Source organism: Actinacidiphila yeochonensis CN732 (genome assembly GCF_000745345.1).
GTDB lineage: Bacteria > Actinomycetota > Actinomycetes > Streptomycetales > Streptomycetaceae > Actinacidiphila > Actinacidiphila yeochonensis.
Map to the genome: position 1 here is coordinate 794531 of NZ_JQNR01000004.1, position 25578 is coordinate 820108.

At 74.4% G+C, this 25578-nt stretch carries 18 protein-coding genes and 1 pseudogene; 13 read left to right on the forward strand and 6 right to left on the reverse strand.

All coding sequences use genetic code 11. The features are described 5' to 3' along the window. Positions 1 to 70 precede the first annotated feature (70 nt). The 9 genes and pseudogenes from BS72_RS10080 to BS72_RS39825 all read left to right on the forward strand — a co-directional run. Positions 71 to 1258: a Gfo/Idh/MocA family protein gene (locus BS72_RS10080; RefSeq protein ID WP_037908788.1), complete on the forward strand. Its 1188-nt coding sequence runs from the start codon at positions 71 to 73 to the stop codon at positions 1256 to 1258. Positions 1259 to 1419: 161 nt separating this feature from the next. Beyond that, a complete protein-coding gene (locus tag BS72_RS10085; RefSeq protein WP_051950894.1) occupies positions 1420 to 2199 on the forward strand; it encodes a hypothetical protein in 780 nt (259 codons plus the stop codon). Positions 2200 to 2454: 255 nt separating this feature from the next. Beyond that, on the forward strand, positions 2455 to 3207 hold the full coding sequence (locus BS72_RS10090; protein WP_051951013.1) for a COG4280 domain-containing protein: 753 nt from the start codon (positions 2455 to 2457) through the stop codon (positions 3205 to 3207). After that, the gene (locus tag BS72_RS10095) at positions 3207 to 3419 is read left to right on the forward strand and encodes a hypothetical protein (protein WP_107498722.1); all 213 of its coding nucleotides are present in this window, start codon (positions 3207 to 3209) and stop codon (positions 3417 to 3419) included. The genes BS72_RS10090 and BS72_RS10095 overlap by 1 nt, the downstream gene beginning before the upstream one ends. A gap of 278 nt (positions 3420 to 3697) precedes the next feature. Further along, the gene (locus tag BS72_RS10100; RefSeq protein ID WP_037908793.1) at positions 3698 to 4423 is read left to right on the forward strand and encodes a VOC family protein; all 726 of its coding nucleotides are present in this window, start codon (positions 3698 to 3700) and stop codon (positions 4421 to 4423) included. A 146-nt stretch (positions 4424 to 4569) separates the two neighbouring features. Continuing rightward, positions 4570 to 5130, forward strand: a complete 561-nt coding sequence (locus tag BS72_RS37130; protein WP_198545839.1) for a hypothetical protein — start codon at positions 4570 to 4572, stop codon at positions 5128 to 5130. A gap of 728 nt (positions 5131 to 5858) precedes the next feature. After that, positions 5859 to 7505 (forward strand): alkaline phosphatase D family protein, encoded by a 1647-nt coding sequence (locus BS72_RS10110; protein WP_232792310.1) that lies wholly within the window; start codon positions 5859 to 5861, stop codon positions 7503 to 7505. Between the two features lie 152 nt (positions 7506 to 7657). Next, positions 7658 to 8590, forward strand: a complete 933-nt coding sequence (locus BS72_RS10115; RefSeq protein WP_051950897.1) for a discoidin domain-containing protein — start codon at positions 7658 to 7660, stop codon at positions 8588 to 8590. A gap of 194 nt (positions 8591 to 8784) precedes the next feature. Beyond that, positions 8785 to 9327: pseudogene (locus tag BS72_RS39825) on the forward strand (scabin-related ADP-ribosyltransferase); the annotation flags it as partial. 456 nt (positions 9328 to 9783) lie between these two features. On the opposite strand, the gene msrA reads toward BS72_RS39825, so the two are convergent. Both msrA and fahA read right to left on the reverse strand, forming a co-directional pair. Next, positions 9784 to 10296, reverse strand: coding sequence for a peptide-methionine (S)-S-oxide reductase MsrA (gene msrA / locus BS72_RS10125; protein ID WP_037908797.1), 513 nt, complete (start codon positions 10294 to 10296; stop codon positions 9784 to 9786). A gap of 141 nt (positions 10297 to 10437) precedes the next feature. Beyond that, positions 10438 to 11661 (reverse strand): fumarylacetoacetase, encoded by a 1224-nt coding sequence (gene fahA / locus BS72_RS10130; RefSeq protein ID WP_037908798.1) that lies wholly within the window; start codon positions 11659 to 11661, stop codon positions 10438 to 10440. Positions 11662 to 12359: 698 nt separating this feature from the next. On the opposite strand from fahA, the gene BS72_RS10135 reads away from it, so the two are divergent. Beyond that, entirely contained in the window at positions 12360 to 13760 is a 1401-nt protein-coding gene (locus BS72_RS10135; RefSeq protein WP_051951014.1) for an SDR family oxidoreductase, read from the forward strand. Positions 13761 to 13833: 73 nt separating this feature from the next. Here the strand turns inward: BS72_RS10135 and BS72_RS10140 are convergent, their stop codons facing one another. Together BS72_RS10140 and BS72_RS10145 are read right to left on the reverse strand one after the other, a co-directional pair. After that, positions 13834 to 14229 (reverse strand): VOC family protein, encoded by a 396-nt coding sequence (locus BS72_RS10140; protein ID WP_037908800.1) that lies wholly within the window; start codon positions 14227 to 14229, stop codon positions 13834 to 13836. 205 nt (positions 14230 to 14434) lie between these two features. Beyond that, a complete protein-coding gene (locus BS72_RS10145) occupies positions 14435 to 15466 on the reverse strand; it encodes a LacI family DNA-binding transcriptional regulator (protein ID WP_232792311.1) in 1032 nt (343 codons plus the stop codon). Positions 15467 to 15879: 413 nt separating this feature from the next. Here BS72_RS10145 and BS72_RS10150 point away from each other — a divergent pair, with 413 nt between their 5' ends. Then, positions 15880 to 16755, forward strand: coding sequence for a hypothetical protein (locus BS72_RS10150; RefSeq protein WP_037908802.1), 876 nt, complete (start codon positions 15880 to 15882; stop codon positions 16753 to 16755). A gap of 136 nt (positions 16756 to 16891) precedes the next feature. Here the strand turns inward: BS72_RS10150 and BS72_RS10155 are convergent, their stop codons facing one another. Both BS72_RS10155 and BS72_RS10160 read right to left on the reverse strand, forming a co-directional pair. Beyond that, positions 16892 to 19315: a phosphoketolase family protein gene (locus BS72_RS10155; protein WP_051950898.1), complete on the reverse strand. Its 2424-nt coding sequence runs from the start codon at positions 19313 to 19315 to the stop codon at positions 16892 to 16894. 131 nt (positions 19316 to 19446) lie between these two features. After that, the gene (locus BS72_RS10160) at positions 19447 to 21552 is read right to left on the reverse strand and encodes an APC family permease (protein WP_063836017.1); all 2106 of its coding nucleotides are present in this window, start codon (positions 21550 to 21552) and stop codon (positions 19447 to 19449) included. Between the two features lie 561 nt (positions 21553 to 22113). Here BS72_RS10160 and BS72_RS10165 point away from each other — a divergent pair. After that, entirely contained in the window at positions 22114 to 24864 is a 2751-nt protein-coding gene (locus BS72_RS10165) for an ATP-binding protein (RefSeq protein ID WP_232792359.1), read from the forward strand. Next, the gene (locus BS72_RS10170) at positions 24861 to 25547 is read left to right on the forward strand and encodes a response regulator (RefSeq protein ID WP_037908804.1); all 687 of its coding nucleotides are present in this window, start codon (positions 24861 to 24863) and stop codon (positions 25545 to 25547) included. Before BS72_RS10165 ends, BS72_RS10170 begins: the two co-directional genes overlap by 4 nt. Positions 25548 to 25578 lie beyond the last annotated feature (31 nt).

Here is a 25578-nt window from a genome sequence, read left to right on the forward strand (position 1 = left end):
TCCCGCCCGCCGCCCCCAGCGCCGGCGAACCAGCCCCGGCATCGCCGAACCAGCCCCCGAAAGGCCCACCGTGACCCCGCCCGACCTGCGCCTCGGCGTCCTCGGCTACGGGCTGCGCGCCTCACTCGCGCGCACCGCCCACCGGCCGGGAGCCGGCGCCGCCGTCACCGTCGTCGCCGACCCCGACCCGGCCGCCCGGCTGAAGGCGGAGAAGGACCTCGACGGGGTGCGTACCGTCCACGACGCCTCGGCGGTCCTGGACGACCCGGCCGTCGACGCCGTCCTCGTCCTCACCCCGGACGACACCCACGCCGACCTCGCCTGCCGGGCCCTGACCGCGGGCAAGCCGGTGCTGGTGGAGAAGCCCCTGGACGTCAGCGTCGAGAAGTGCGACCGCATCCTGCGCACCGCGTACGAGACCGGCACCCGGCTCTACGTCGGCCACAACATGCGGCACATGCCCGTGGTCCGGCTGATGCGCGAGGCCGTCGAGCGGGGCGAGATCGGCACCGTCAAGACGGTGTGGGTGCGGCACTTCGTCGGGTACGGCGGCGACTGGTACTTCAAGGACTGGCACGCCGAACGCGCCCGCGCGAACGGCCTGCTGCTGCAGAAGGCCGCGCACGACATCGACGTCGTCCACTGGCTGGCCGGCGGCTACACCAGCGGCGTCCAGGCCATGGGCGACCTCATGGTCTACGGCGCCAACCCGCACCGCCGCGCGCCCGGCGAACCCAAGACCGACGACTGGTACACCAGGGACGGCCACTGGCCGCCGCACACCCAGCGCGACCTCAACCCCGTCATCGACGTCGAGGACGTCTCCCTGGTCAACCTGCGCCTGGACAACGGGGTCCTGGCCGCCTACCAGCAGTGCCACTTCACCCCCGACTACTGGCGCAACTACACCGTCATCGGTGACGCCGGCCGGCTGGAGAACGTCGGGGACGGCCCCGGCGCCGTCGTCCGGGTGTGGAACAGCCGCCGCTCCACCCACCGCGCGGACGCCGACGCCGAGTACCGCGTGCCGGACCAGGAGGACGGCGGCCACGGCGGCGCCGACCCGCTGCTGGTCGACGAGTTCCTGCGCTTCGCCCGCGAGGGCGGCCCGACCCGGACCTCCCCGGTCGCGGCCCGGATGGCCGTGGCGGCCGGAGCCGGGGCGACCGCCTCCCTCCGGGACGGCGGCACCCCCCGTGACGTGCCCCCGCTCGACGGCGCGCTGCGCGCGTACTTCGACCGCCACCAGGTCCGCTGACCGGTTTCCACCACCCCACCCGCGGCTTCGCGGCCCCGGCGCGCAGGCACCCCCGCGCGCCGGGGCCGCGGGGACGGCCGGGCGCACAAGGGGTTGCCCGCGCGCCCGGCTCAGCGCCACTCCCGCACCCACGCCCCAACCCCCTCCCGTGAGGAGCAGACATGCGCTTCCCGCTCACCTCCACCCGCCGCCGCACCGCCGTACGGGCCGCAGTGGTCGCCACCGCCGCCGCCGCGTTCGGGCTGGCCATGACCGGACAGTCCTTCGCCTCCACCCCCACCACCGGCTGGAGCACCGGGGCGCCCACGCCCGTCAGCCAACTCACTCTGCCGCTGACCGTCGACGCCGCGCCCGACGCCGCAGGGATCTACTTCGCCTACTACACCACCCTCGAATCCGGCACCCGCCCCTACGCCGGCCTCCAGCCGAAGCCGCAGACGGACGGACAGCCGCGCCTTCAGGCCGTCTTCAGCTCCTTCAACGCCGCCGCCACGACCGACGACGACCACTGCTCCTACGGCGCCGACGGCGGAGCCGGGGTGAGCTGCGCGGTCCAGTTCGACTACACCCCGGGCACCGAGTACGACCTCGTACTGAAGCTGGCGAGCACCACCGGGGACACGCAGCTCATGACCGGGGACGTGGTGGAGGGCGGCACCGGCGCCGCCGTCGCCCACATCGGCTCGTTCAGCCTCCCGTCGACCTCCGGCCGCTTCCGCGCCTCCGACGGCGGCTTCATCGAGCCCTACCTCACCGCCGGCTGCTCCCAGCAGGTCACCGTCACCTACGGGCGGCCCTCGGGCACGGAGGCCGGCCAGACCTACACCGGCGGCCTGCCCACCGTCACCGACCCCGCCTCCGGGTCCTGCCTCAGCACCACCGCGCAGGACACGCCCCAGGGACGCCAGGTGACGGTGACAGGGGACTCCTTCACCGGGTAGGCGGTTCCACCGGGTGAGCCGGGGCACCGCTGTCCCGGCTCACCCGCCCGGCCGCACCGCTGTGTCGCACCTCGCGAATACGTCTACGTAGCTGTAGACGGCAAGGGGTAGGCTGCCCCCAGACCCGACACCCCAGGGCCCGGCCCGCCTCACGCATCCCGGAACCACAGCCGCGAGCGGTGCGGACCGGACCCGGCGGGGTACGACGTCGGGGTCCGTCCAGAGCCGCCCGGTGCGGGGGAGGAGGTGGTGCGGGTGACGGTGCTGTTCCTGCTGGCCTCCGTCTTCCTCGCCTGCGCCGTCGAGGCCGTCGAGGCCCTGACGATCGTGCTGGCCATGGGGGTGTCGCGGGGGTGGCGGTCGGCGCTGCGCGGTGCGGCGGCGGCCCTGGTGGTCCTCGCGGCCGTGGTCGCCGCGCTCGGGCCGGCCCTCACCCGCGTCCCGCTGGACGCGCTGCGGCTGGTCGTCGGGGGACTCCTGCTGGTCTTCGGCCTGCAGTGGCTGCGCAAGGCGGTGCTGCGGGCCGCCGGCTTCAAGGCCGTCCACGACGAGGCGGAGATCTACGACCGCCACCTCGCCGAGGCCCGCGCGGCGGGCGGCCGGGCCTCGGGCGGCACGGACTGGTACGCCTTCACGCTCTGCTTCAAGGGGGTGCTGCTCGAAGGGTTCGAGGTGGTCTTCATCGTGCTCACCTTCGGCGCGAACCAGGGCGACGTGCCGCTCGCCGCCCTGGCCGCCGCCGTCGCGGTGATCACCGTGGCCCTGGTCGGCGTCGCCGTACGGGCGCCGCTGGCCAGGGTGCCGGAGAACACGATGAAGTTCGCCGTCGCCGTCATGCTCACGTCGTTCGGCAGCTTCTGGGGCGCGGAGGGCGCCGGCGCGCACTGGCCCGGGCAGGACGTGTCCCTGCTCGTCGTGCTGGGCTTCACCGCCGCGTTCTCACTGGCGGCGGTGGCGGTTCTGCGGCGCGTCCGCGCCCGGCGCGGGGAAGGGGCGGTGGCCGGCTGATGCGTGCCCTGAGAGTGTTCGGAGCCTTCTGGCGCGACCTCCTCATCGGCGACGACTGGCGGCTCTTCGCCGGCGTCGTCGCGGCGCTGGCGGTCACCGCCGCACTGGCCCACGCGGGCGTACCGGCCTGGTGGTTCGTCCCGGTCGCGGCCGCGGCACTGCTCACCTGGAGCCTGGCGCGGGCGGTCGGCCGGCACGGCAAGGCGAAGTGAGCGCCGGGGCGGGGGCCACGGCCGAGCCGGCCCTGAGCGGGACCTGTCCAAGGCCGGCTCGCTGATCCGCTGATCCGCTGATCCGCGCGAGGCTGTCGCCCTGGCTGCCCGACGGGGCGACGTACGACGTGCCGTTCCGGGCCGGGCATCTGAACGGGGAGGCGGCCGTCCGAAACCCGGGTGCGGGTGACATCGGGTCAGCTCTAGGGTGCCTCCGTCGGGTAGGCAGGGCGCCCTCCCGAGGACGGTCAGCCAGTGGATCGGAGATGTACCAGGTAATGAGTTGCCAACTGTTCGCGGTCTGCCTCGACGCGGCTGAGCCGTCGCGTCTCGCCCGGTTCTGGTCCGGGCTTCTGGGCTGGGAGACGGCCGACGATCCGGACGGCACCGTCGAGTTGCTGCCGAGCGGCGACACCGGGTTCCGTATCCGCTTCCTCCCCAGCCGGGAACCGAAGGCCGGGCAGAACCGGTCGCACTTCGACCTGACGAGTACCTCGCCGGATGACCAGCGGCAGACTGTGGCCAGGGCACTGGCACTCGGCGGGCACCACACCGATGTCGGGCAACGCCCCGAAGAGGGCCACGTGGTGCTCGCCGACCCTGAGGGCAACGAGTTCTGCGTCATCGAGCCGGGCAACGCCTTCCTCGCCGGATGCGGCCTCGTCGGCGCGCTGGCCTGTGACGGCTCCCAGGCGGTCGGGTACTTCTGGAGCAAAGCCCTTGGCTGGCCGCTGGTCTGGGACCAGGACGAGGAGACCGCGATCCGTTCCCCGCACGGCGGCTCGAAGATCACCTGGGGCGGTCCGCCGCTGATGCCGAGGGCGGGCAGGGACCGGCTGCGTCTCGACCTCGTTCCGTCCGCGCCCGGCGGCCTGCGGGCAGCAGCCGACCGCCTGCTCTCCCTCGGGGCCACGCTGATCGGCACCGTCCGGGACGAGGACGACCGGGTGACGATGACCGACCCCGACGGCAACGAGTTCCGCCTGTTGACGCCCCGGCGGTAGCCCGGGGGACCCGGCTTGCCGCCCGTTCTGGATCTGTTGCGAAGTGCTGGTCGACGTCCGAAGGCGCGATGAGCCGACCGGGGTAAGTGCCTGAGCCGATGAGCCATGACTGGTGCTGGAAGCGATCGGCTGGGAGAGGAGTGTGGTTGAGCAGGACTGTGCCCGTGATCGCCGGTGAAGCGATGTTCTGGGCCTATGACGTGGCGCTCGGGGTCCTCTTCATCGAGGCGGCGCGAGTTGCCGCGGAGATGCCGACGGATCTGCGGCCCCCGGGTTGGCCGGAGTTGGAGCAGGAACTCCGCACTCAGGCACTGACGGGCAGCAGCTCCGCTGTCCTGCTCGACGCCTTCGCCGTCGAGCAACGACAGGTACTCCTGAGCTGCGTTGTGGAGGCGGCTCGCCGGATCGAGGCCCGCGGCGGCGTGAGCCGGGACGAAGTCTCGACCTGGCCCGAGCTGGAGGAGAGCGCGACAGGCTTCCTGCGCGGTGCAGAACACATCGCCGCTGCTCCGCTTGTTGAGCTGGCACAAGCTCTGGTCGATCTGGCTGCCGGCACGCTCTCCCCGGCTCCAGCCGAGCGCTATTGGTACTACGGAACTCCAGAGGGGCGGATCGTGCAGGGCGGACAGGGCGGACAGGGCGGACAGGGCGGACAGGGCGGACAGGGCGGACAGGGCGGACAGGGCGTGGTGCGACCGCGTGTATAGCCACTCGTTGATCGCTGGGACCAGCACGGTCACTCCGTAGCGGACCGCCGGCTTGTCGTACCTCGTGGCATGTCGCGCCGGGAGGGCGTCCGGGAGGGGCCGTCCTGGCCGGGACCTCACGGCGGGGCTTCAGGCGCTCAGCGGCCCACCTCCGGGCTGGTGCTTCGCGACCTCGCGGCTGTTGTGACACGCGTGGAAGTCCTTCCGGACCTCCGGGAGGCGCTGCGTTCGATCCATGCCAGACGAGAGGACGGTCGACAGGACAGCCCCGCGTTCGGACCGGGCTGCGGCGGACCTGGCTGCGGCGGACGGTCGGGTGGTTCCTCGCGGCACACCGGGGTGCGGTCCGCGCCGTGGGCCTCGTGCTGGTTGGGAGTGTGTTGGGGGCGGGTGTGAGGGGGCGTGGTTCGGCCGTCCGGTTGGCGGGTGTGCGCGTCCCGCGTGGTGGCGGTGATATTTCCTGATAGATCGTCCCCTGTGCTTTTACGTGCAGCGACTGACGCCTTGTCGCGTGACGAGTCGTACGGCGACCCGTCAGGAGGCTCGGGCGTGTTCAGCCGGAAAGGCTCGGACTCGCGGGTGGGGGGCGGCTTCCGGCCGTGTGCCGTTCCGCTCGGCGTCCTCCGGCGTCCCTCCCGGCCACCCACCATCCACCGGGACGCGACGGGGCCGGCCCCCGGCCACGCCGAACCCGGCCCGCACTCCCCGAGGGCAGAGGAGTTTCGCGCGTGACCGACGTGACCGACGTGACCGGTACGGGCAGCACGTCAGACCCGTACTCCGGCATCCCCCGTCCCGCCGTCCGGCTGGCCCGGCGGCGCTTCCTCACCGTGACCGCCGCGGCCACCGCGCTCGCCTTCGCCACCAACCTGCCCGGCCGTGCGTCCGCCGCCGACATCTCCGGCAGCGGACTGGCCGGCGACCCGTTCACCCTCGGCGTCGCCTCCGGCGACCCGCTGCCCGACGCCGTGGTCATCTGGACCCGCCTGGCGCCGCTGCCCTACGAGCCGCTCGGCGGTATGCCGTACAAGGCCGTCACCGTGGAGTGGCAGCTCGCCGAGGACGAGGGCTTCGGGCGGGTGGTCCGCTCCGGGCAGGCCGCCGCCCAGCCGGAGTTCAGCCACAGCGTGCACGTGGACGTCCGCGGGCTGAGCCCGTCGCGGTACTACTGGTACCGGTTCCGGGTCGGCGGGTACCTCAGCCCGGTCGGCCGCACCCGCACCGCGCCCGCACCCGACGCCCGGGTGGACCACCTCAGGCTCGCCGTCGCCTCGTGCCAGTCCTGGCCCGACGGCTACTACACCGCCCACGCCCACCTGGCCGCCGAGAACGCCGACGCCGTGCTCTTCGTCGGCGACTACATCTACGAGTACGGCATCTCCGCCTCCGGAGGGCTGCGCGCCACCGCCGACCCGGTGCCCGACCAGTTCCGCACCGAGGCCGACACCCTGGACCGGTACCGGCTCCAGTACGCCCTCTACAAGTCCGACCCCGACCTGCGGGCCGCCCACCAGAACACGCCGTGGATCTGCACCTGGGACGACCACGAGGTGCAGGACAACTACGCCGGCCTGGTCTCCCGCACGAACGCGCCCGTGGAGGACTTCACCGTCCGGCGGGCCGGCGCCTACCGCGCCTACTGGGAGCACATGCCGCTGCGCACCCCCGCCCCGCAGGGCCCCTCGTACATGCTCTACCGGCGCTTCACCTTCGGCCGGCTCGCCGAGGTCAACGTGCTCGACACCCGGCAGTACCGGGCCGACCAGGCGGACGGCGACATGTGGAAGCCCGACAACCCGGAGCGCGACGCCGCCTCCCGCGCCTTCGCCGGCGCCCAGCAGCAGCGCTGGCTGCTGGACGGCGTGCGCGGCTCGCAGGCGACCTGGAACCTGCTGGCCAACCAGGTCGTGATGAGCCGGATGGACCTGGACGCGAGCGGCACCCCCACGTACAACATGGACGCCTGGGACGGCTACACCGCCGAGCAGCGGCAGGTACTCGACGGGTTGGCCGGCCTGCGGGCCCGCAACCCCGTCGTGGTCACCGGCGACGTCCACGCCTCGTACGCGCTGGACATGAAGCGGGACTTCGCCGACCCGGACTCGCAGACGATCGGCGTGGAGCTCGTCGCGACCTCGATCAGCAGCGGCGGCAACGGGATGGACGTCTCCGCCAACGGCCGGAACTTCCTCGACCACAACCCGCACCTGAAGCTCGTCAACGAGCGGCGCGGCTACGTCCTCGTCGACCTCACCCCCGGACAGCTGACCGCCCACTACCGGACGGTGCCCTACATCGACCGGCCCGGCGCGCCCGTCAGCACCCTGACGTCCTTCACCGTCGAAGCCGGAAACCCCGGGCTGAACCCGGCCTGATCCCGGGCCGAACCCGGCCAGATCCCGGGCTGATCCCGGGCCGAACCCGGCCAGATCGGGGCCCGGCCCGCACCCGTTCTGACGTCCGGACCGTCCGCATCCGCCCCGGGGCCCCAGGGTCCCGGGCGCACCGGTACGAGGAGGAGCCGCCCATGCCACCCGTCAGCACCGCGCCCCCCAGCCCGTCCGAGACGGCGTCCGCGCCCGCCGTACCGCCGGGGAGACGCCGGCCGCACGGCCGCGTCCTCGCCCTGCTCGCCGCCCTCGCCGCCGCGCTGCTGCTGGCGGCCGGCCTCGGGACCGGTACCGCCTCGGCGGCACCGAAGCAAAGCATCACCCTCGGCACCGACACCGGCCTGGTCACCGTCACCCCGGTGCCCTGCGCGGTGCAGGGCTTCCAGCTCAGGTTCGGCAACACCGGCGGCAGCGCCGTCTACGCCGACGCCTTCGTGGCCGCGCCCGCGCCGCTGACCGTCTCCCGCCCGCTGGTCTCCAGCTACCTGCCCCCGGGCTACACCCTGAAGGTGCGGGTCCAGGTCTCCGCCCCGCGCGGCACACCGCCCGGGGACTACACCGTCACCGTCCACTCCGGCAGTGCCTCGCTGGCGGTACCCGTGCACGTCACCGCGCCGCCGGTGGACAGCAGCGGCGACCTGCTGCGCTACACCCGGGTCTCGGCGTCCTCGGAGAAGCTGCCCGCCTACCCGGCCTGCGGGGCCTTCGACGGCGACCGCGACTCCGCGCACTGGGGAGCCTCCACCGGGTGGAACGACGCCACCAAGGGCGCCTTCCCGGACTGGCTCCAGTCCACCTTCGACCAGCCCGAGCGGGTCGGCCGGGTCGACCTCTACACCCTGGACTCGGCCACGTACCCGGCCGCGAAGTACGGGCTGAGCGACTGGGACGTGCAGCTGCTGGCGGACGGCGGCTGGCAGACCGTGGCCCGGGTCCGGGGCAACACCGCCGGGGAGGCCGGCTCGTCCTTCACGCCGGTGACCGCCACCGCCCTGCGCGTGGTCACCCTCGCCGGCAACGAGGGCCCGACCTACTCCCGGGTGGTCGAGCTGGAGGCGTACGGGTCCTGAGCCCGGAGGACACCGGTCGAGGACGCGTCCCGTTCGGGCTCAGACCGGCCCGATGCGCGATACTCCCGCCTGCCTGCGCCGGACGGGTGAGAGGCGGGGCCAGGCGGGTGGCGGGTGCGGCCGCCGTGCCGCCGTCGCGTGTCCACGGGCTACGGAACGTGGGCTGTGTTCGCCGAGTGAGAGCTGGCCCGACCATGTTCAAGACCGTGCTGCGGACCCTTTCCGCCGCCACCCTCGTCGCCGCCTCGTTGACGTTCGCCTCCTCGGCGAGCGCCACCACGGAGCCCTTCCCGGGGACGCCGGAGCAGATCCGTGACACCGGGCCCTGCGGTCCGACGGGCGGCTACCAGTCGTCGGAGTGGTCCCTGACGACGACGAACCGCGCGCTCAAGCCGCAGGTCGACCTGGCGGCGGTGCGCGAGGGCTGGTACTGGCGGCACGACGTCAACACGCTGTGGCGGGGCGACACCCGCCCCGACCCGCAGGCGATCTTCCAGAGCGGCTTCACCCCGCTGGGGACCGACCTGACGCCGCTGTCGAAGTGGATCATCGGCGGCGGCGGCCAGAACTCCGCGCACGTGAGCACGAGTTGCGACCGCTGGGTGGCGCAGGGCTTCGCCACGGGGGGCGGGAAGGACGGTTGGGTGTACGCCATCCAGGCGCCGGGCGGGATCGACGTGAACGCCACCGCGCGGATGACCGGCATCCAGTCGCAGTACCTGTGGAACAAGGAGATCGACTTCCCCGGCGGGGTCCAGGGCCGGTTCATCGAAGGAGCCTGCCAGTACCACTGGGCCGGTCAGGACCCGCAGACGAACGTGGACATCTACCAGAACCTGGGCTGCGTCGTGAACAGCGCCTTCCGTCCGGTCAAGACCGGCCCGGGCGCCCCGGCGAGCCGGCCGGGCGCCCCGGCGCAGAGCGCGGAAGCCCCGGCGGGCAGCGCGGGAGCCCCGCGAGCGCCATGGAAGCCCCGGCGGGCAGCGCGGGAGCCCCGGCGAGCAGCACGGAAGCCCAGCCCGTACCGGTCGGCTGACCGCTCGGCGCGGCCGCTCGACCACCGTCCTCGCCCCGGAGGCGGGCGGCGGGGCGGCGGCGCCAGCCCGTGGGAGCACCTGCGCCGAGAGGGCCGTACGGAAGATCCGTACGGCCCTCCGGCGTGGGTCCGGTCCGGGCAGGGCCGGAGCCCCCGGTCAGTCCCTGGCGCGGGCCGGCAGCCGCCAGTTCGGGCGCGGGAAGTGGCAGGTGTAGCCGTCGGGGTAGCGCTCCAGGTAGTCCTGGTGCTCCGGCTCGGCCTCCCAGAACGGGCCGACCGGCGCCACCTCCGTCACCACCGTGCCGGGCCACAGGCGGGACGCCTCGACGTCGGCGATGGTGTCCTCGGCGATCCGCTTCTGCTCGTCGTCCACGTAGTAGATCGCCGAGCGGTAGCTGGTGCCGATGTCGTTCCCCTGGCGGTCCTTGGTCGTCGGGTCGTGGATCTGGAAGAAGAACTCCAGCACCGCCCGGTAGTCCGTGACCTCGGGGTCGTAGAGGATCTCGATCGACTCGGCGTGCGTGCCGTGGTTGCGGTAGGTGGCGTTGGGCACGTCCCCGCCGCTGTAACCGACGCGCGTCGCGGTCACGCCCGGCTGCCGGCGGATCAGGTCCTGCATCCCCCAGAAGCATCCGCCCGCCAGGACGGCCCTCTGTGTCTGCGCGGCCATCTCGTCCTCCAGTCCTCGTGTGAGCGTGTTGCGTCGTGGACAACGCAGCGGGCGGCCTCCTGATTCCGCGTGGCGGTCGCGCTCACGGCCGAAGCCGTCCCACGGTGCGTGCCGCAGCCTTCCGTTCCCTTCCGTGCCTGGTCAGCGGGCCGGGAGGATACGGCCGGAGACCTCGCCCAGCGCGATCCGGGCACCGTCCGGGCCGGGCGCCGTGGCGGAGATCGCCACCTCGTCGCCGTCCAGCAGGTACGAGCGGGTGGTGCCGTCGGGCAGCTCCAACGGCTCCGCGCCGTTCCAGGCCAGCTCGATCAGCGCCCCCCGGGTGCCGCGCGCGGGTCCGGAGACGGTACCGGAGCCGAAGAGGTCGCCGGTGCGCAGGCCGGCGCCGTTCGCCGTGAGGTGGGCCGTCATCTGCGCGTACGTCCAGTACATCGTGGAGAACGGCGGGCGGGAGACCAGGTGCCCGTTGATCCGCACCTCCAGCGCGATGTCGAGGCCGGCGGGCGGCTCGGCGCCGGTGTCGTCGAGGTACGGCAGCGGGCGCGGGTCGCGCGGCGGCGGCGCGGTACGGGCGTGCGCGAGCGCGTCCAGCGGCACCACCCAGGGGGAGAGGGACGTCGCGAAGGACTTGCCGAGGAACGGCCCCAGCGGCACGTACTCCCACGCCTGGACGTCCCTCGCCGACCAGTCGTTGAGCAGGCACACCCCGAAGACGTGCGCGTCCGCCTCGGCCAGCGGCACCCGGCTGCCGCGTTCCGACGGCACCCCGACCACGAAGCCCAGCTCGGCCTCGAAGTCCAGCCGCCGCGAGGGGCCGAAGGAGGGCGCGTCCGCGCCCTGCTCCCGGCGCTGCCCGCACGGCCGTACCACCGGCGTGCCGGAGACGACGACGGTGCCGGCCCGGCCGTGGTAGCCGACCGGCAGGTGCCGCCAGTTCGCCGGCAGCGGGTCCGCGCCCGGCCGGAAGATCCGCCCGACGTTCGCCGCGTGGGCCTCCGAGGCGTAGAAGTCGGCGTAGTCCGCGACCTCGAACGGCAGGTGCAGCTCCAGGTCGGCCCGCGGCAGCAGCAGCGGCTCGACGGCGGCGCGGTGACGGGCCCCGGTCAGCCACTCCGTGAGCGCCTCCCGCACCCGGCTCCACGCGGGGCGGCCGGCCGCCAGCAGCGGGTTGAGCGAGGGCGCCGCCAGCAGCGCCGCGAGGTCGGCGGGCGCGCCCGCGGCCAGGGCGGCGGCCCCGGCGTCCAGGACGTGCTCACCGTAGGCGACCCCGATCCGCCGCCTCGGGTCGCCTGGCGTGGTGAAGACCCCGTACGGCAGGTTCGCGGCGCCGAAGGGCGCGTCGGGCGGGACGGCGAGCGGGCTCACGGCACGCAAGCGGACCTCCACAAGATCACCGGCGGTCTCGGGACGCCCCGAGACTACCGCCGAGCCCCCCTTCCGGGCGCGATGCCGGTTGCGGTGCCGGTTGCGGTGCCGGTTGCGATGCTGTCTCTGTCTCTGTCTCTGTCTCCGTCTCCGATGACGTCTCCGTCTCCGGTGCGGGCCGTCTCCGGTGCGGGCCGTCTCCGACGGTCGGCCGCGATGCCGCAGCCGAACCGAGGCCGTCCGAGGAGAGGCCGCCGCAGCCGTGGTTTGGAGGTGCCCGCCGGACCTCCCGTAGAATCCGCCCCTGGGGGCGAGGCCGCGACGCCGCACCGCCCGCCCGGATCGGGCCGCACAGGACCGGTGGACGGGCCGACGCGCAGGGGGCCACCCGGGCCGCCGCCACCGGCCCGCACGGGGATCACACGGAAAGCACGGAGAACACCGCGATGACGGCGACCACTCAGGACCTGCACGGCCCCGGGGCCGATCCGGCACCCGGCGGCGGGAGCGGGACCGCCCCGGCCGCCGCCCCGGCCACCCCCGCACGGGACCCGGAGGACATCGCCGGGTACGCGGAGCACGCCGACGGCGCCGTCGACGCGGTGGGTGCGGAGGGTGAGGCGGCAGCGGGGGACGCCGATCACGCCGACGACGTCGATCCCGCCCACGGGCCCGGGATCGACCCGGCGCGACTGGAGATGTGCCTGGCCGTCCTCGCCGAGCTGGACGAGCTGCCCGTCGACCACCCCGACGCCATCGCGGTGCGCCGTGCCACCGCCGGCATCTACCGCACCGTGAAGCAGCGCCGCCGCCAGGAGCGGCGGGCCGCCAAGACCGAGCACGACAAGGCGGTCACCGAGTCCACCGCCACCGGCGCGGCCGACCGCATCGACGACGAGACGCTGGGGATCCAGCTCGCCCCCTCGGTCAGCACCGAGGTGGCCGGCATACTCCAGCGCCCGCGCTCCTGCTACGTGTGCAAGACCCGCTACGTCGAGGTCGACGCCTTCTACCACCAGCTCTGCCCGAGCTGCGCGGTCGAGAACCGGGCCCGTCGCGACGCCCGCACCGACCTGGCGGGGCGCCGCGCGCTGCTCACCGGCGGCCGGGCCAAGATCGGCATGTACATCGCGCTGCGGCTGCTGCGCGACGGTGCCCACACCACCATCACCACCCGCTTCCCCAACGACGCGATCCGCCGCTTCACCGCCATGCCCGACAGCGGGGACTGGCTGCACCGGCTCAAGGTCGTCGGCATCGACCTGCGCGACCCGGCCCAGGTCGTCGCCCTCGCCGACTCGGTCGCGGCGGAGGGACCGCTGGACATCCTCATCAACAACGCGGCCCAGACCGTGCGCCGCACCCCGCGCGCCTACGCCGAGCTCGTCGCCGCCGAGTCGGCGCCGCTGCCGGCCGGGCAGCTGCCGGCCGCCGAGGTGTTCGGCGCCTTCGGCTCCGGCGCGCCCGCCGCGCCCGCCCTGCCCTCACCGCGCGGCGGCGGCCTGACCGCCGCCGACGTCACCGGACTCGCGCTGGTCAGCGGCTCCGCCACGGTCGCGCGGATCGAGGCGGGCACCGCCATCGACGCGGGCGGCCTGGTGCCCGACCTCGACCCGAGCAACACGTGGGTGCAGACCGTCGGCGAGGTCGACCCGGTGGAACTGCTCGAAGTCCAGCTGTGCAACGTGACCGCGCCGTTCATCCTGGTCAGCCGGCTGCGGCCGGTGATGGCGGCGTCGCCCGCGCGCCGCAAGTACGTGGTCAACGTCTCCGCCATGGAGGGCCAGTTCAGCCGCGGCTACAAGGGCCCGGGCCACCCGCACACCAACATGGCCAAGGCCGCGCTGAACATGCTCACCCGCACCAGCGCGCAGGAGATGCTGGACACCGACGGCATCCTGATGACGGCCGTGGACACCGGCTGGATCACCGACGAGCGGCCGCACCCGGACAAGGTCCGGCTGGCCGCCGAGGGCTTCCACGCCCCGCTCGACCTCGTCGACGGCGCCGCCCGCGTCTACGACCCGATCGTGCGCGGCGAGCAGGGCGAGGACCTCTTCGGCTGCTTCCTCAAGGACTACCGGCCCTCCGCCTGGTGAGCCGTCGCGGGATCGGCGGCCGGCACGTCCACGCGTGCCGGCCCGTCCCCGGGGCCGGCGGTCAGCCCCGGCCTCAGGACGCCGGGCCGGCCGCGAAGAACTCCCAGTGGTGGCCGTCCAGGTCGTAGAAACTGCGGGTGTACATGGGGCTCTCCTCGGCGGTCCGGCGTGCGGGGGCCGCACCGGCGGCCAGGGCCGCGTCGCCGATCCGGTCGACGTCCTCGCGGGTGTCCTGGAGCACCGCGACGATCACCTCGGTGGACTCCGACGCGTCCGCCGTGGGCTTGTCGGTGAACGTGGCGAAGAACGGCTCGGTGAGCAGCATCGCGTAGCTGTGCGCGCCGATCACCATGCACGCCGCCTTCGCGTCGGTGTAGTCCGGGTCGAAGGTGAAGCCGAGCGCGCGGAAGAACGCCGTCGCGCGGTCCAGGTCGCGTACGGGCAGGTTCACGAACGTCTTGGTCGCCATCGGTGCCGCCTCCTTGCGCGCGCCTGCCGGGGGCGCGGTCGTCTGTGTGCCGTCGCACTGCGTGTCGTTGTCCGCCCGCGTCGTCCGCGGATCACCTCTGGTGACGGTCCCGTCGCCCCCGACTCATCGGCCGCGGCCCGGCCGGTACGCCGTACGGGTGAGCCGCGCGCGGCCGGCCCGGGCGTTCACGCGGGGTGGCGCGTGCTCAGACGGGTGGGGCGGTGGAATCGCGGACGACGAGTTCTCCGGCCACCTCGATCCGGGTCGAGGCGGGCCGTTCGCCGGCGATGAGCTGGAGCACCATGCCCGTGGCCAGCGCCGCCATCTCGGCCAGCGGGGTGCGCACGGTGGTGAGCCGGGGCGTCACCCAGTCGGTGAACGGCAGGTCGTCGAAGCCGACCACGCTGACGTCCCCGGGCACCCGCAGGCCGAGCCGGTCGGCGGCCCGGTAGGTGCTCAACGCCTGCTGGTCGCTGCCGGCGAAGACGGCGGTGGGGCGGTCCGGCCGTCCCAGCAGCTCCAGGGCGTGGCGGTGGGCCGGCTCGTTGGAGAAGTCGCCGTACCGCACCAGCTCCGGGTCGAACGCCAGCTCCGCCTCCTCCAGCGCCGACCGGTAGCCGTCCACCCGGGCCCGGGAGGCCAGCCGGCGCGGCGGCCCGCCGATGACCGCGATCCGGCGGTGGCCGAGGCCCAGGAGGTGCCGGGTCGCGGCCCGCCCGCCGGACCAGTTCGCCGCGCCCACCCACGGCACCCCGGCCGGCGGCTCCTCGGCCGGCGCGATCTGCGCGAAGGGCAGGCCCAGCTCCCGCAGCCCGTCCCGCTCCGCCTCGGACAGCTCGGGTACGACCAGCACCGCCCCCCGGGTCGGCCGGGCGGCCAGTGCGGCCAGCCACTCCCGCCCGGTCCGGCCCCGGCCGTGCGCCGCCGACACCACCAGGCCCAGGCCCGCCGCGTGCACCGCCTCCTCCGCGCCGCGCACCAGCTCCGCCGCCCACGGCCCGTCCAGCTCGCCGACCACGAAGTCGACCAGCCCGCCGGCGGCCAGCCCGGTGGGCGCCGCCCGGCCGCGCGCCGCGTAGCCGTGCCGCTCCAGCAGCCGCTGCACCCGCGCCCGGGTCCGGGAGGCCACGTCGGAGCGGCCGTGCAGCACCTTCGAGACGGTGGACACCGACACGCCCGCCTCCGCCGCCACCCTGGCCAGCGTCGGCCCTCCGGGCTCGTCGGGGACGGCCGCCACGGCGGTGCTCCCACCGGCACCGGTACCGGGCTCCCCCGCCGCGGGTGCGGAAGCCGCAGCCTCCGCGGGCGCGGGGGAGGGCGCGGCCGTCGCGGGGTCCTCCGCCGGCGGCTCCCCTGCCGACCGCCCCGGCGCCGTCCGCCCGCCGTCGCGCCGCCCGCCCTGTCCGTCCCGCGCCATCGACTTCCGTGCCCTTCGCCCGCCGGCCCCCGCGGTCCGGTCCCGGGCCACAACGTACCGTCGCTCCGCTCCGCGTCGCGCCCGTCCCGCCCCGGGCCGGGCCGGTAACGATCGCCTCCCGGACGGCGCCCTTGTCGGGACGGGCCGGGCGGGAGCAGGGTGGTGCGAGCGGTAGGACAGCGCGGCGGGTCGCGGCACGTCCCGGCCCGGCGCACGGCGAAGGGGGAGCGGACATGACCACCGGCGGCGGGCAGGACTGGGAGTTCACCGACGACCGCGGCCGCACTCTGCGCGGCACCGGAGCGCCCCGGGTCGCGGCGTACCTGCGGGCGGGGGCGGCACTACGGGAGTACGGCATCCGCCCGGTCGCCGTCTACGGCTCCGGGCACGACGCCGCGGACGCCCCCGACCCGGCCAAGACCGGCGACCTGGACCTGGCCGAGGCCGTGTACCTCGGCGGGGGAGCGGCCGTGGACGCGGCCCGGCTGCGAGAGGTCGGCGCCGACCTCGTCGTGGACGTCACCTACGACGGCAAGACGTCCTACGCACTGCCCGAGGAGACCGCGCGCGCTGCCGGTGTCCAGCTGGCGGCGCTGGGGGTGAGCGGCGACTCCTCACTCGGGGAGATCCTCGGCCGGTTCGCCGCGCTGGCCGGCGTGCTCGGCGCCGGACCGCATCCGGCCTCCGGCGAACAGGCCCTGGCGGAAGAGGAGTTGCGGGGAGCGGTGGCCGGCGGCGGGGCGCCCCGAGCGGTGGCGCTCTCCCCGGCCGGGCCGGAGCAGGTGCACCTGGCCAGGCCCGGCACCTGGCCGGAGCTGCGCCGTCTGGCCGAACTCGGCCTGCCGCTGCCCGACCCCGGTCCGGGACCGGGCGTCAACTGGCTGACCCTGGACTGGGACCGGGCCGCCGACGCTGTGGCCGGGGCGCGGCTGGTGCTCGCCGACTGCCGCGCCAACGCCGTCCCCGTCGCCGAGCTGGCCGACCTGCCGGCCTGGCAACGGCTCACCCGCGACGCCCGGGTGCTCCCGTGGAACCCCGAACTGCCGCCCGCGCCAGGGGCGTCCGCCGCGTTCATCCGCTCGGTGACGGCGGCGCTCCGGGCGGTGTGAGACTCGGCCCGCCCTGCCCTCGCGGGCGCTGGTCAACGGGCTGTCCCGCAACTGCCGGCCGGGGACGGGGCGGCCTTTCCGTCGTCGACTCGCCGCCAGGAGCGATGGATCGGTGCCTGTCGCTCGCGGCGGCGGGTCAGCCGTCCCAGGTCCAGTCGGTGACCTCGGGCAGGTCCGTGCCGTGCTGCTTCACCCAGGCGCGGTGGCGCAGCCGGGCGTCCTCCATCACCTGGCGGACCGGGGCGGCGGTGACGGCGAGCCCGGGGACGCGGTCGATGACGTCCATCACCAGCCGGTAGCGGTCGAGGTCGTTGCTGACCACCATGTCGAACGGCGTGGTGGTGGTGCCGATCTCCTTGTAGCCGCGTACGTGCAGGTCGCGGTGGCCGGTGCGGCGGTAGGCGAGCCGGTGCACCAGCCACGGGTAGCCGTGGTAGGCGAAGATGACCGGTTTGTCGGGGGTGAACAGCGCGTCGTAGGAGGCGCCCGACAGGCCGTGCGGGTGCTCCTCCTCGGGCAGCAGCCGGGCGAGGTCCACCACGTTCACCACCCGGACCGCGAGCCGCGGCAGATGGTGGCGGAGCAACTGGGCGGCGGCCAGCACCTCCTGGGTCGGGACGTCGCCGGCGCAGGCCAGCACCACGTCCGGCTCGCGGCTGCCGTCCTCGGTGCCGGCCCAGTCCCAGATGCCGGCGCCGCGGGCGCAGTGCGCCCGGGCGGCGTCCATGTCCAGCCAGTCGAAGCAGGGTTGCTTGCCGGCGACGACCACGTTCACGTAGTCGCGCGAGTGGAGGCAGTGCTCGGCCACCGACAGCAGGGTGTTGGTGTCCGGCGGCAGGTAGACGCGGACCACCTCGGGGGACTTGTTGAGGACGTGGTCGACGAAGCCGGGGTCCTGGTGCGAGAAGCCGTTGTGGTCCTGCCGCCACACGTGCGAGGTGAGCAGGTAGTTGAGGGAGGCGATGGGCCGCCGCCAGGGCAGCCGCCGGGTGGTGCGCAGCCACTTGATGTGCTGGTTGACCATCGAGTCGACGATGTGCACGAACGCCTCGTAGCAGGAGAACAGGCCGTGCCGGCCGGTCAGCAGGTAGCCCTCCAGCCAGCCCTGGCAGGTGTGTTCGGAGAGGATCTCCATCACCCGGCCGTGCCGGTCGAGGTGTTCGTCCACCGGCAGCGTCCGCCCCTGCCACGCCTTGCCGGAGGCGCCGTAGAGGGCGTCCAGCCGGTTGGAGGCGGTCTCGTCCGGGCCGACGACGCGGAAGTCGCGCCGCTGCGCGGTGTCGGCCATCACCCGCTCCAGGTAGTGGCCCAGGACCCGGGTGGGCTCGTGCAGGACGGTGCCGGGGCGCTCGACGGGGACGGCGAACTCCTCCAGCGGCGGGGTGGGCAGGTCGCGCAGCAGCAGCCCGCCGTTGGCGTGCGGGGTGGCGCCCAGCCGCCGGGCGCCCTCGGGGACGTTCGCCAGCACCTCCGGGCGCGGCCGGCCCTCGGCGTCGAACAGCTCCTCGGGCCGGTACGAGCGCAGCCACGCCTCCAGCTGGGCGCGGTGCTCCGGGTTGGTGCGGGTCTCGGACAGCGGGACCTGGTGGGCGCGCCAGGTGCCCTCGACGGGCAGGCCGTCGACCTCCTTCGGCCCGGTCCAGCCCTTCGGGGTGCGCAGGACGATCATGGGCCAGCGCACCCGTCCGGTGGCACCCCCCTCGCGGGCGGCGCGCCGGGCGGCGTCGATCCGGTCGAGGGCGGTGTCCATCGCGGCGGCCATCAGCCGGTGGACGGTGAGCGGGTCGTCGCCCGCGACGTGGATCGGGTCGTGGCCGTAGCCGCGCAGCAGACCGTCCAGCTCGCCCTCGGTGAGGCGGGCCAGCACCGTCGGGTTGGCGATCTTGTAGCCGTTGAGGTGGAGGATCGGCAGGACGGCCCCGTCGTGGACCGGGTCGAGGAACGTGTTGCCGTGCCAGGACGCGGCCAGCGGCCCCGTCTCGGCCTCGCCGTCGCCGATCACGCACGCGACCAGCAGGTCCGGGTTGTCGAAGGCGGCGCCGTAGGCGTGGGAGAGGGCGTAGCCGAGCTCGCCGCCCTCGTGGATGGAGCCCGGGGTCTCCGGGGCGACGTGCGAGGGCACCCCGCCGGGGAAGGAGAACTGGCGGAAGAGGCGGGCCATCCCGGCCGCGTCCCGGGTCACGTCCGGGTAGGTCTCGGTGTAGCTGCCCTCCAGCCAGGAGTTGGCCAGCACCGCCGGCCCGCCGTGCCCCGGCCCCCACACGCACACCGCGTCCAGGCCCCGGGTGCGCACCACCCGGTTGACGTGGGTGTACACCAGGTTCAGCCCCGGCGAGGTGCCCCAGTGGCCCAGCAGCCGCGGCTTGACCTGCTCGGCCAGCAGCGGTCCGGCCAGCAGCGGGTTGTCGCCCATCAGGTAGATCTGGCCCACGGCGAGGTAGTTCGCCGCCCGCCAGTGGGCGTCCAGGGCGCGCAGCTCCCCGTCCGGCAGGGCGGCGGGCTCCGGCACGGCGGGGGCGGGGCCGACGGGGTCGGGTGCTTCGGGCGGACCGGGGGCCATGGGGTCGTCCTCCGTACGGGTCGTCCCCGTCAGCCTCGCCCAGCGCCCCCGGTCCCGCGCGGTCTGGCGGCCATCCGGGGCCCGGACCGCCCCGGACCCGCGAGCCGGACCCGCCCCCGGACCCGTGCGCCCTACGCCCTCCGGGCGCCCGGCTCGTGGCGGGTCGCGCCGGACCCGCCCGCACGGCCCGGTGCCGGCGTGTGCGCCTCGGTGACGTCGAACGGCACGATCGTGGCGACCACGTCCGGCAGCTTGCCGACCGCCCGCGCGATGTGGTCGGCCGTACGGCGGTGCAGCAGCCGGCCCAGCACCGGCGAGTAGTTGCGCTCCGGGATCAGCAGCGTGACCTGCGCGCCCTGCTCGCAGGTGCGGCGGTTGACCAGCTCCAGCACCGCCCGGCTGATCCGGCGGTCCGGGCACTCCACCATCTCCAGCGGCAGGTCGCCGACCTCGGTGCGGTCCCACTGGGCCGCGAGCCGCTTCGCCTCGTGCGCGTCCACCACCATGTGCACGGCGCGCACCTGCGCCGGGCGCAGCGAGCGGGCGTACCGGATCGCCTTGAGCACGGCCAGGTCCATCCGGTCGACCAGGATGTACACCTCCTGCCGGCCCGCGGCCGGCAGGGTCGCGCCGGCCTCCGCCGCGGCCAGCGCCGCGGCCTCCTCCCGGTACCGCTTGTTGACCTTGATCAGCGCCCAGACGCCTATGGGGAAGACCACCACGACGATCCACGCCCCCTCGGTGAACTTCGTGACCGCGAAGATCAACGCCACCGCAAGCGACACGCCGCAGGCCGCGCCGTTCAACGCGACCTTGGCCCGCCACGAGCCCTCCCGCAGCCGCCAGTAGTGCCGCACCAGGCCCGCGCCGGCCATGGTGAAGCCGGAGAACACGCCGATCGCGTACAGCCCGACCAGCGCGTTGAGGCTGCCGCGGGTGGCGATCAGCAGGGCCAGCGAGACGACGGTCAGCACGATGATGCCGTTGGAGAAGGCCAGCCGGTGGCCGCGCCGGGTCAGCTGCCGCGGCAGGAAGGAGTCGTCGGCGACGAAGCTGGCCAGGAACGGGAAGCCGTTGAACGAGGTGTTCGCGCCCGTGTAGAGGATCAGCGCGGTGGCGAGCTGGACGAAGACCAGCCCGGTGGTGCCGATCCAGCCGCCGCCGAACGCCCAGCTGGCCTCCTGCGAGATCACCGTCGGGGTCTGCGCCACGTACGGCGTGGCGTGGGTGATGTGCGCCATCAGCGACACGCCGAGCACGCAGACACCCAGCACGCACGACATCGCGACCATGGTGCGCCGCGCGTTGGGGCCCTGCGGGGCGCGGAAGGCGCTCACGCCGTTGGAGATGGCCTCCAGGCCGGTGAGCGAGGAGCCGCCGTTGGCGAACGCGCGCAGCAGGATCAGCAGCGACGCGCCGTAGAAGAAGCCGTGGGTGTCGTGGCCCATCGGCAGCATGCCGGGGGTGTGCACGTCGATCCGGGAGTGGTCGCCGAGCAGGTACCTCGTGAAGCCGGTGACCAGCATCAGCGCCATCGCGCCCATGAAGAGGTAGGCGGGCATCGCGAAGGAGCGGCCCGCCTCGCGTATGCCGCGCAGGTTGCCCCAGCACAGCAGCAGCACCACCCCGACGGTGATGAACAGCTTGTCGTCGTCCAGCACGGTCAGCCGGGCGCCGCCCGCCAGCAGGTGGATCAGCGACACCAGCGCGTCCGTGCCGGCCGCGGCCTGCACCGCCACCGTCACGATGTAGTCGATCAGCAGCGCCACCGCCGCCACCTGCGCCACCCGCGGCCCGAAGTTCTCCCGGGCCACCACGTACGACCCGCCGGCCCGGGTGTAGGCCATGACCACGTCGCGGTAGGACAGCGTCAGCAGGAGCAGCACGCACAGGATCGCCATCGTCACCGGGATCAGCGCGGTGAACGCGGCCACGCCGATCGCGGGGATCAGCACCACCAGCATCTGCTCCGAGCCGTACGCCGAGGACGAGATGCAGTCCGAGGCGAGCACGCCCAGCGCGATCGGGTTCGACAGCTTCTCGCTGTGCAGCTGCTCGGTCACCAGGGGCTTGCCCAGCAGGTGCTTCTTCACCCGGTAGCCGTAGGACTCCGGCAGCACGGCGGCCGGGCCCGGGGGAGCCGCCTGGGAGGCGCCCGCGGTGCCGCGCGCGCCGTCGCTCCCGCGGCGGGTGCCGCGAGATGTCCCGTTGGTCGTCCCGTTGGTCGTCGACGCCATGTCCGTCCGTGTCCGTCCGTCATCCGGCAGAGGGTGGTGAGCCCCCCATCCCTACTGCACAGAGTCGGGTCGAATCGGACATCTGGTCGACGGAGCGGGAGATCTTAGCGCCTCCTTAACGGACCTTGACGCGCCGCGGTCTTCTCACACGCGCGTCGTCGCCGGTCGGGGCGGTCGCCGGGGGTCCGGCGGCCACCCCCCGGGCCGCTCCTGGACGCCTCGTTAGCGGTGGTGTCAAGAAGCCGCCAAGATGGGTGGAGCGGCCCTGGTCGGAGGGGGTCGGCGGTCATCCGGCGTCCTATGCTCATGGATGTCGCGGCAAGGGTCCGCGGCTGCGGAACGGCGAACGGCGGAGGAACAGGTCCGGTGGCGAGGGAAGAGGCGTCCAGACCGCCGTCGGACGATCCGGCACCGGCGTCGGACCTGGACGCGGACGTGAACCCGAACCCGGACGAGAACGTGTATACCCACGTGAACGCGAACACGGAGGCGAATCCGAACCCGGACCCGGGCAGCAGGCCCGGCGGCGCCGGCCGCGGCCGCGGCCGGGGCACCCTGCGGGTGTTCTTCGGCGCCGCCCCGGGCGTCGGCAAGACCTACGCCATGCTGTGCGAGGCGCACCGGCGGGCCGCCCGCGGCACCGACGTGGTCATCGGCTTCGTCGAGGACCACGGCCGCCCGCACACCCGCGAGCTGGTGGCCGGCCTGGAGGAGGTCCCGCGCCGCCACACCACCTACCGCGGCGCGGACTTCACCGAACTCGACCTCGACGCGGTGCTCGCCCGCCGCCCCCGCGTCGTCCTGGTGGACGAGCTGGCCCACACCAACGTGCCCGGCAGCCGCAACAGCAAGCGCTGGGAGGACATCGAGGAGCTGCTGCGGGCCGGCGTCGACGTCGTCTCCACCGTCAACATCCAGCACCTGGAGTCCCTGGGCGACGTCGTCGAGGCCGTCACCGGCGTACGGCAGCGCGAGACGGTGCCGGACGAGGTGGTGCGGCGAGCCGACCAGATCGAGCTGGTCGACATGGACCCGCAGGCGCTGCGCCGCCGCCTGGCCCACGGCAACGTCTACGCACCGGAGAAGGTCGACGCCGCCCTCTCCCACTACTTCCGCCCCGGCAACCTCACCGCCCTGCGCGAGCTGGCCCTGCTGTGGACCGCCGACCGCGTCGACGAGTACCTGCTGCGCTACCGCGACGAGCACGGCATCCAGTCCGCCTGGCAGACCCGGGAGCGGATCGTGGTCGGCCTCACCGGCGGACCCGAGGGCGCCACGCTCATCCGCCGGGCCGCGCGGATAGCCGCGAAGGGCTCCGGCAGCGAGCTGCTCGCCGTCCACGTGGTGCGCTCCGACGGGCTTGCGGGCGGCTCCACCAGGGACCTGGGCGGCCAGCGCCGCCTGGTGGAGGACCTCGGCGGCAGCTACCACTCGGTGCTCGGCAGCGACGTGCCCGCCGCGATGCTGGACTTCGCCCGGGGGGTCGGCGCCACCCAGGTCGTACTCGGCTCCAGCCGGCGCAGGGCCTGGCAGTACGTGCTCGGGCCGGGCGTCGGCGCCACCGTGGCGCGCGACAGCGGCGACATCGACGTCCACATCGTCACCCACGAGGAGGCCGCCGCCGGCCGGCCCCGGCTGCCCGGGCGGCTGCCCATCAGCCTGGGACGGGCCCGGGCGGTCGGCGGCTGGCTGCTCGGCCTGGGCGGCCCGCCGCTGCTCACCCTCGCCCTGCTGTCCGGCTCCGGGCGCCCCGGGCTGTCCACCCCGCTGCTGCTCCTGCTCGCGCTCACGGTGGCCGCCGCGCTGGTCGGCGGGGTTTTCCCGGCCATCGCCGCCGCGCTGCTCGGCTCGCTGCTGCTCAACTACTACTTCGCGCCGCCCACCCACACCTTCACCATCTCCGACCCGCAGAACCTGCTGGCGGTGGTGATCTTCGTCGCGGTGGGCATAGCGGTCGCCTCCGTGGTGGACCTGGCCGCGCGCCGCGCCCAGCAGGCCGCGCGCAGCCGCACCGAGTCGGAGATCCTCAGCCACCTGGCCGGCAGCGTGCTGCGCGGCGAGGACCACACCGACTCCATCACCTCGCTGCTGGAACGGGTCCGGGAGATCTTCGCCATGGAGTCGGCGGCCCTGCTGGAGCACGCCGGGCAGGAACGGGCCGGTGAAGGGCCCTGGCGCACCGTGGCCTCCGTCGGCCCCGCGCCCGCCCCGGCCCCCGAGGGCGCCGACGTGGAGGTGCCGGCCGGCGACCGGCTGGTGCTGGCCCTCAGCGGCCGGGTGCTGCCGGCCGCCGACCGCCGGGTGCTGGTCGCCTTCGCCGCGCAGACCGCGGCCCTGCTGGAGCACCAGCGGCTGGCCCGCCGCGCCGAGGACGCCCGCCGCCTGGCCGAGGGCAACCGCATCCGCACCGCCCTGCTCGCCGCCGTCTCCCACGACCTGCGCACGCCGCTGGCCGGCATCAAGGCGTCGGTCACCTCGCTGCGCTCCGACGAGGTCGAGTGGAGCGAGGAGGACGAGGCCGAGCTGCTGGCCGGCATCGAGACCGGCGCCGACCGGCTCAACCACCTCATCGGCAACCTCCTGGACATGAGCCGGCTGCGTACCGGCACCGTCAGCCCGCTGCTGCGCGACATCGCCCTGGACGAGGTGGTGCCGGCCGTGCTGGCCGGGGTGCCGACCGGGGCGGTGCGGCTGGAGCTGCCGGTGGAGCTGCCGCTGGTACGGGCCGACATCGGGCTGCTGGAGCGGGCGGTGGCCAACGTCGTGGAGAACGCCGTCAAGTACAGCCCGCCCGGCCGGCCCGTCGTCGTCCGCGCCGACGCGCTGCCGCTGCCGTCCGGCACCCAGGTGGAGGTGCGCGTCATCGACCAGGGTCCGGGGGTGCCCGCCGAGGCCCGCGACCGGGTCTTCGAGCCGTTCCAGCGGTACGGCGACGCCCCGCCGGACGGCACGGGCGTCGGCCTCGGGCTCGCCGTGGCCCGCGGCTTCACCGAGGCGATGGGCGGCACCCTCACGGCCGAGGACACGCCCGGGGGCGGCCTGAGCATGGTCTTTACCCTGCCCACCGCGCCCGGCAGGCCGCCCGGGGGCGGCGGGGACGCCCCGGACGGCCCGGATGACCTGGATGGCCTGGACGGCCTGGACGGCTTGGACGACCTGGACGGTCCGGAGCCCCCCGGCACGCGGCGCGGTGCCGGTCCCGAGGACGGCGGCCCGGTCCTGGACGGTTCCCGCGACGCTCCGCGGGGCACGCGCTCCGAAGTAACCTTTCCCCCCTCTGACCGCCCGCGAAAGGCAGCACCCCGACGATGACCCGGGTTCTGGTGGTGGACGACGAGCCGCAGCTCGTCCGCGCCCTGGTGATCAACCTGCGGGCCCGCCACTACGACGTGGACGCGGCCCCCGACGGAGCCGGTGCCCTGCGGCTGGCCGCCACGCACCACCCCGACGTGGTCCTCCTGGACCTGAGCCTGCCCGACATGGACGGGGCGCAGGTGATCCGCGGCCTGCGCGGCTGGACGCGGGTGCCGATCATCGTGCTCTCCGCCCGGCACGCCTCCAAGGAGAAGGTGCAGGCGCTGGACGCCGGCGCGGACGACTACGTCACCAAGCCGTTCGGCATGGACGAACTCCTCGCGCGGCTGCGGGCCGCCCTCCGCCGGGCCGAACCCGGCTCCGGCGCCCCCGCCGACCAGGCGGTGGTCGTCACCGAGTCCTTCACCGTCGACCTCGCGGCGAAGAAGGTCCGCTCGAACGGGGCGGACGTGCGGCTGACGCCCACCGAGTGGCACCTGCTGGAGGTGCTGGTGCGCAACCCGGGGCGGCTGGTCACCCAGACCCAGCTGCTCCAGGAGGTCTGGGGACCCACCTACCGCTCGGAGACCAACTACCTGCGCGTGTACCTGGCCCAGCTGCGCCGCAAGCTGGAGCCCGACCCGTCCCGCCCGCGCCACCTGATCACCGAACCCGGCATGGGCTACCGCTTCGAGCCGTGACACCGCCGGGCCGTGACGCCGCCGGTTCTCG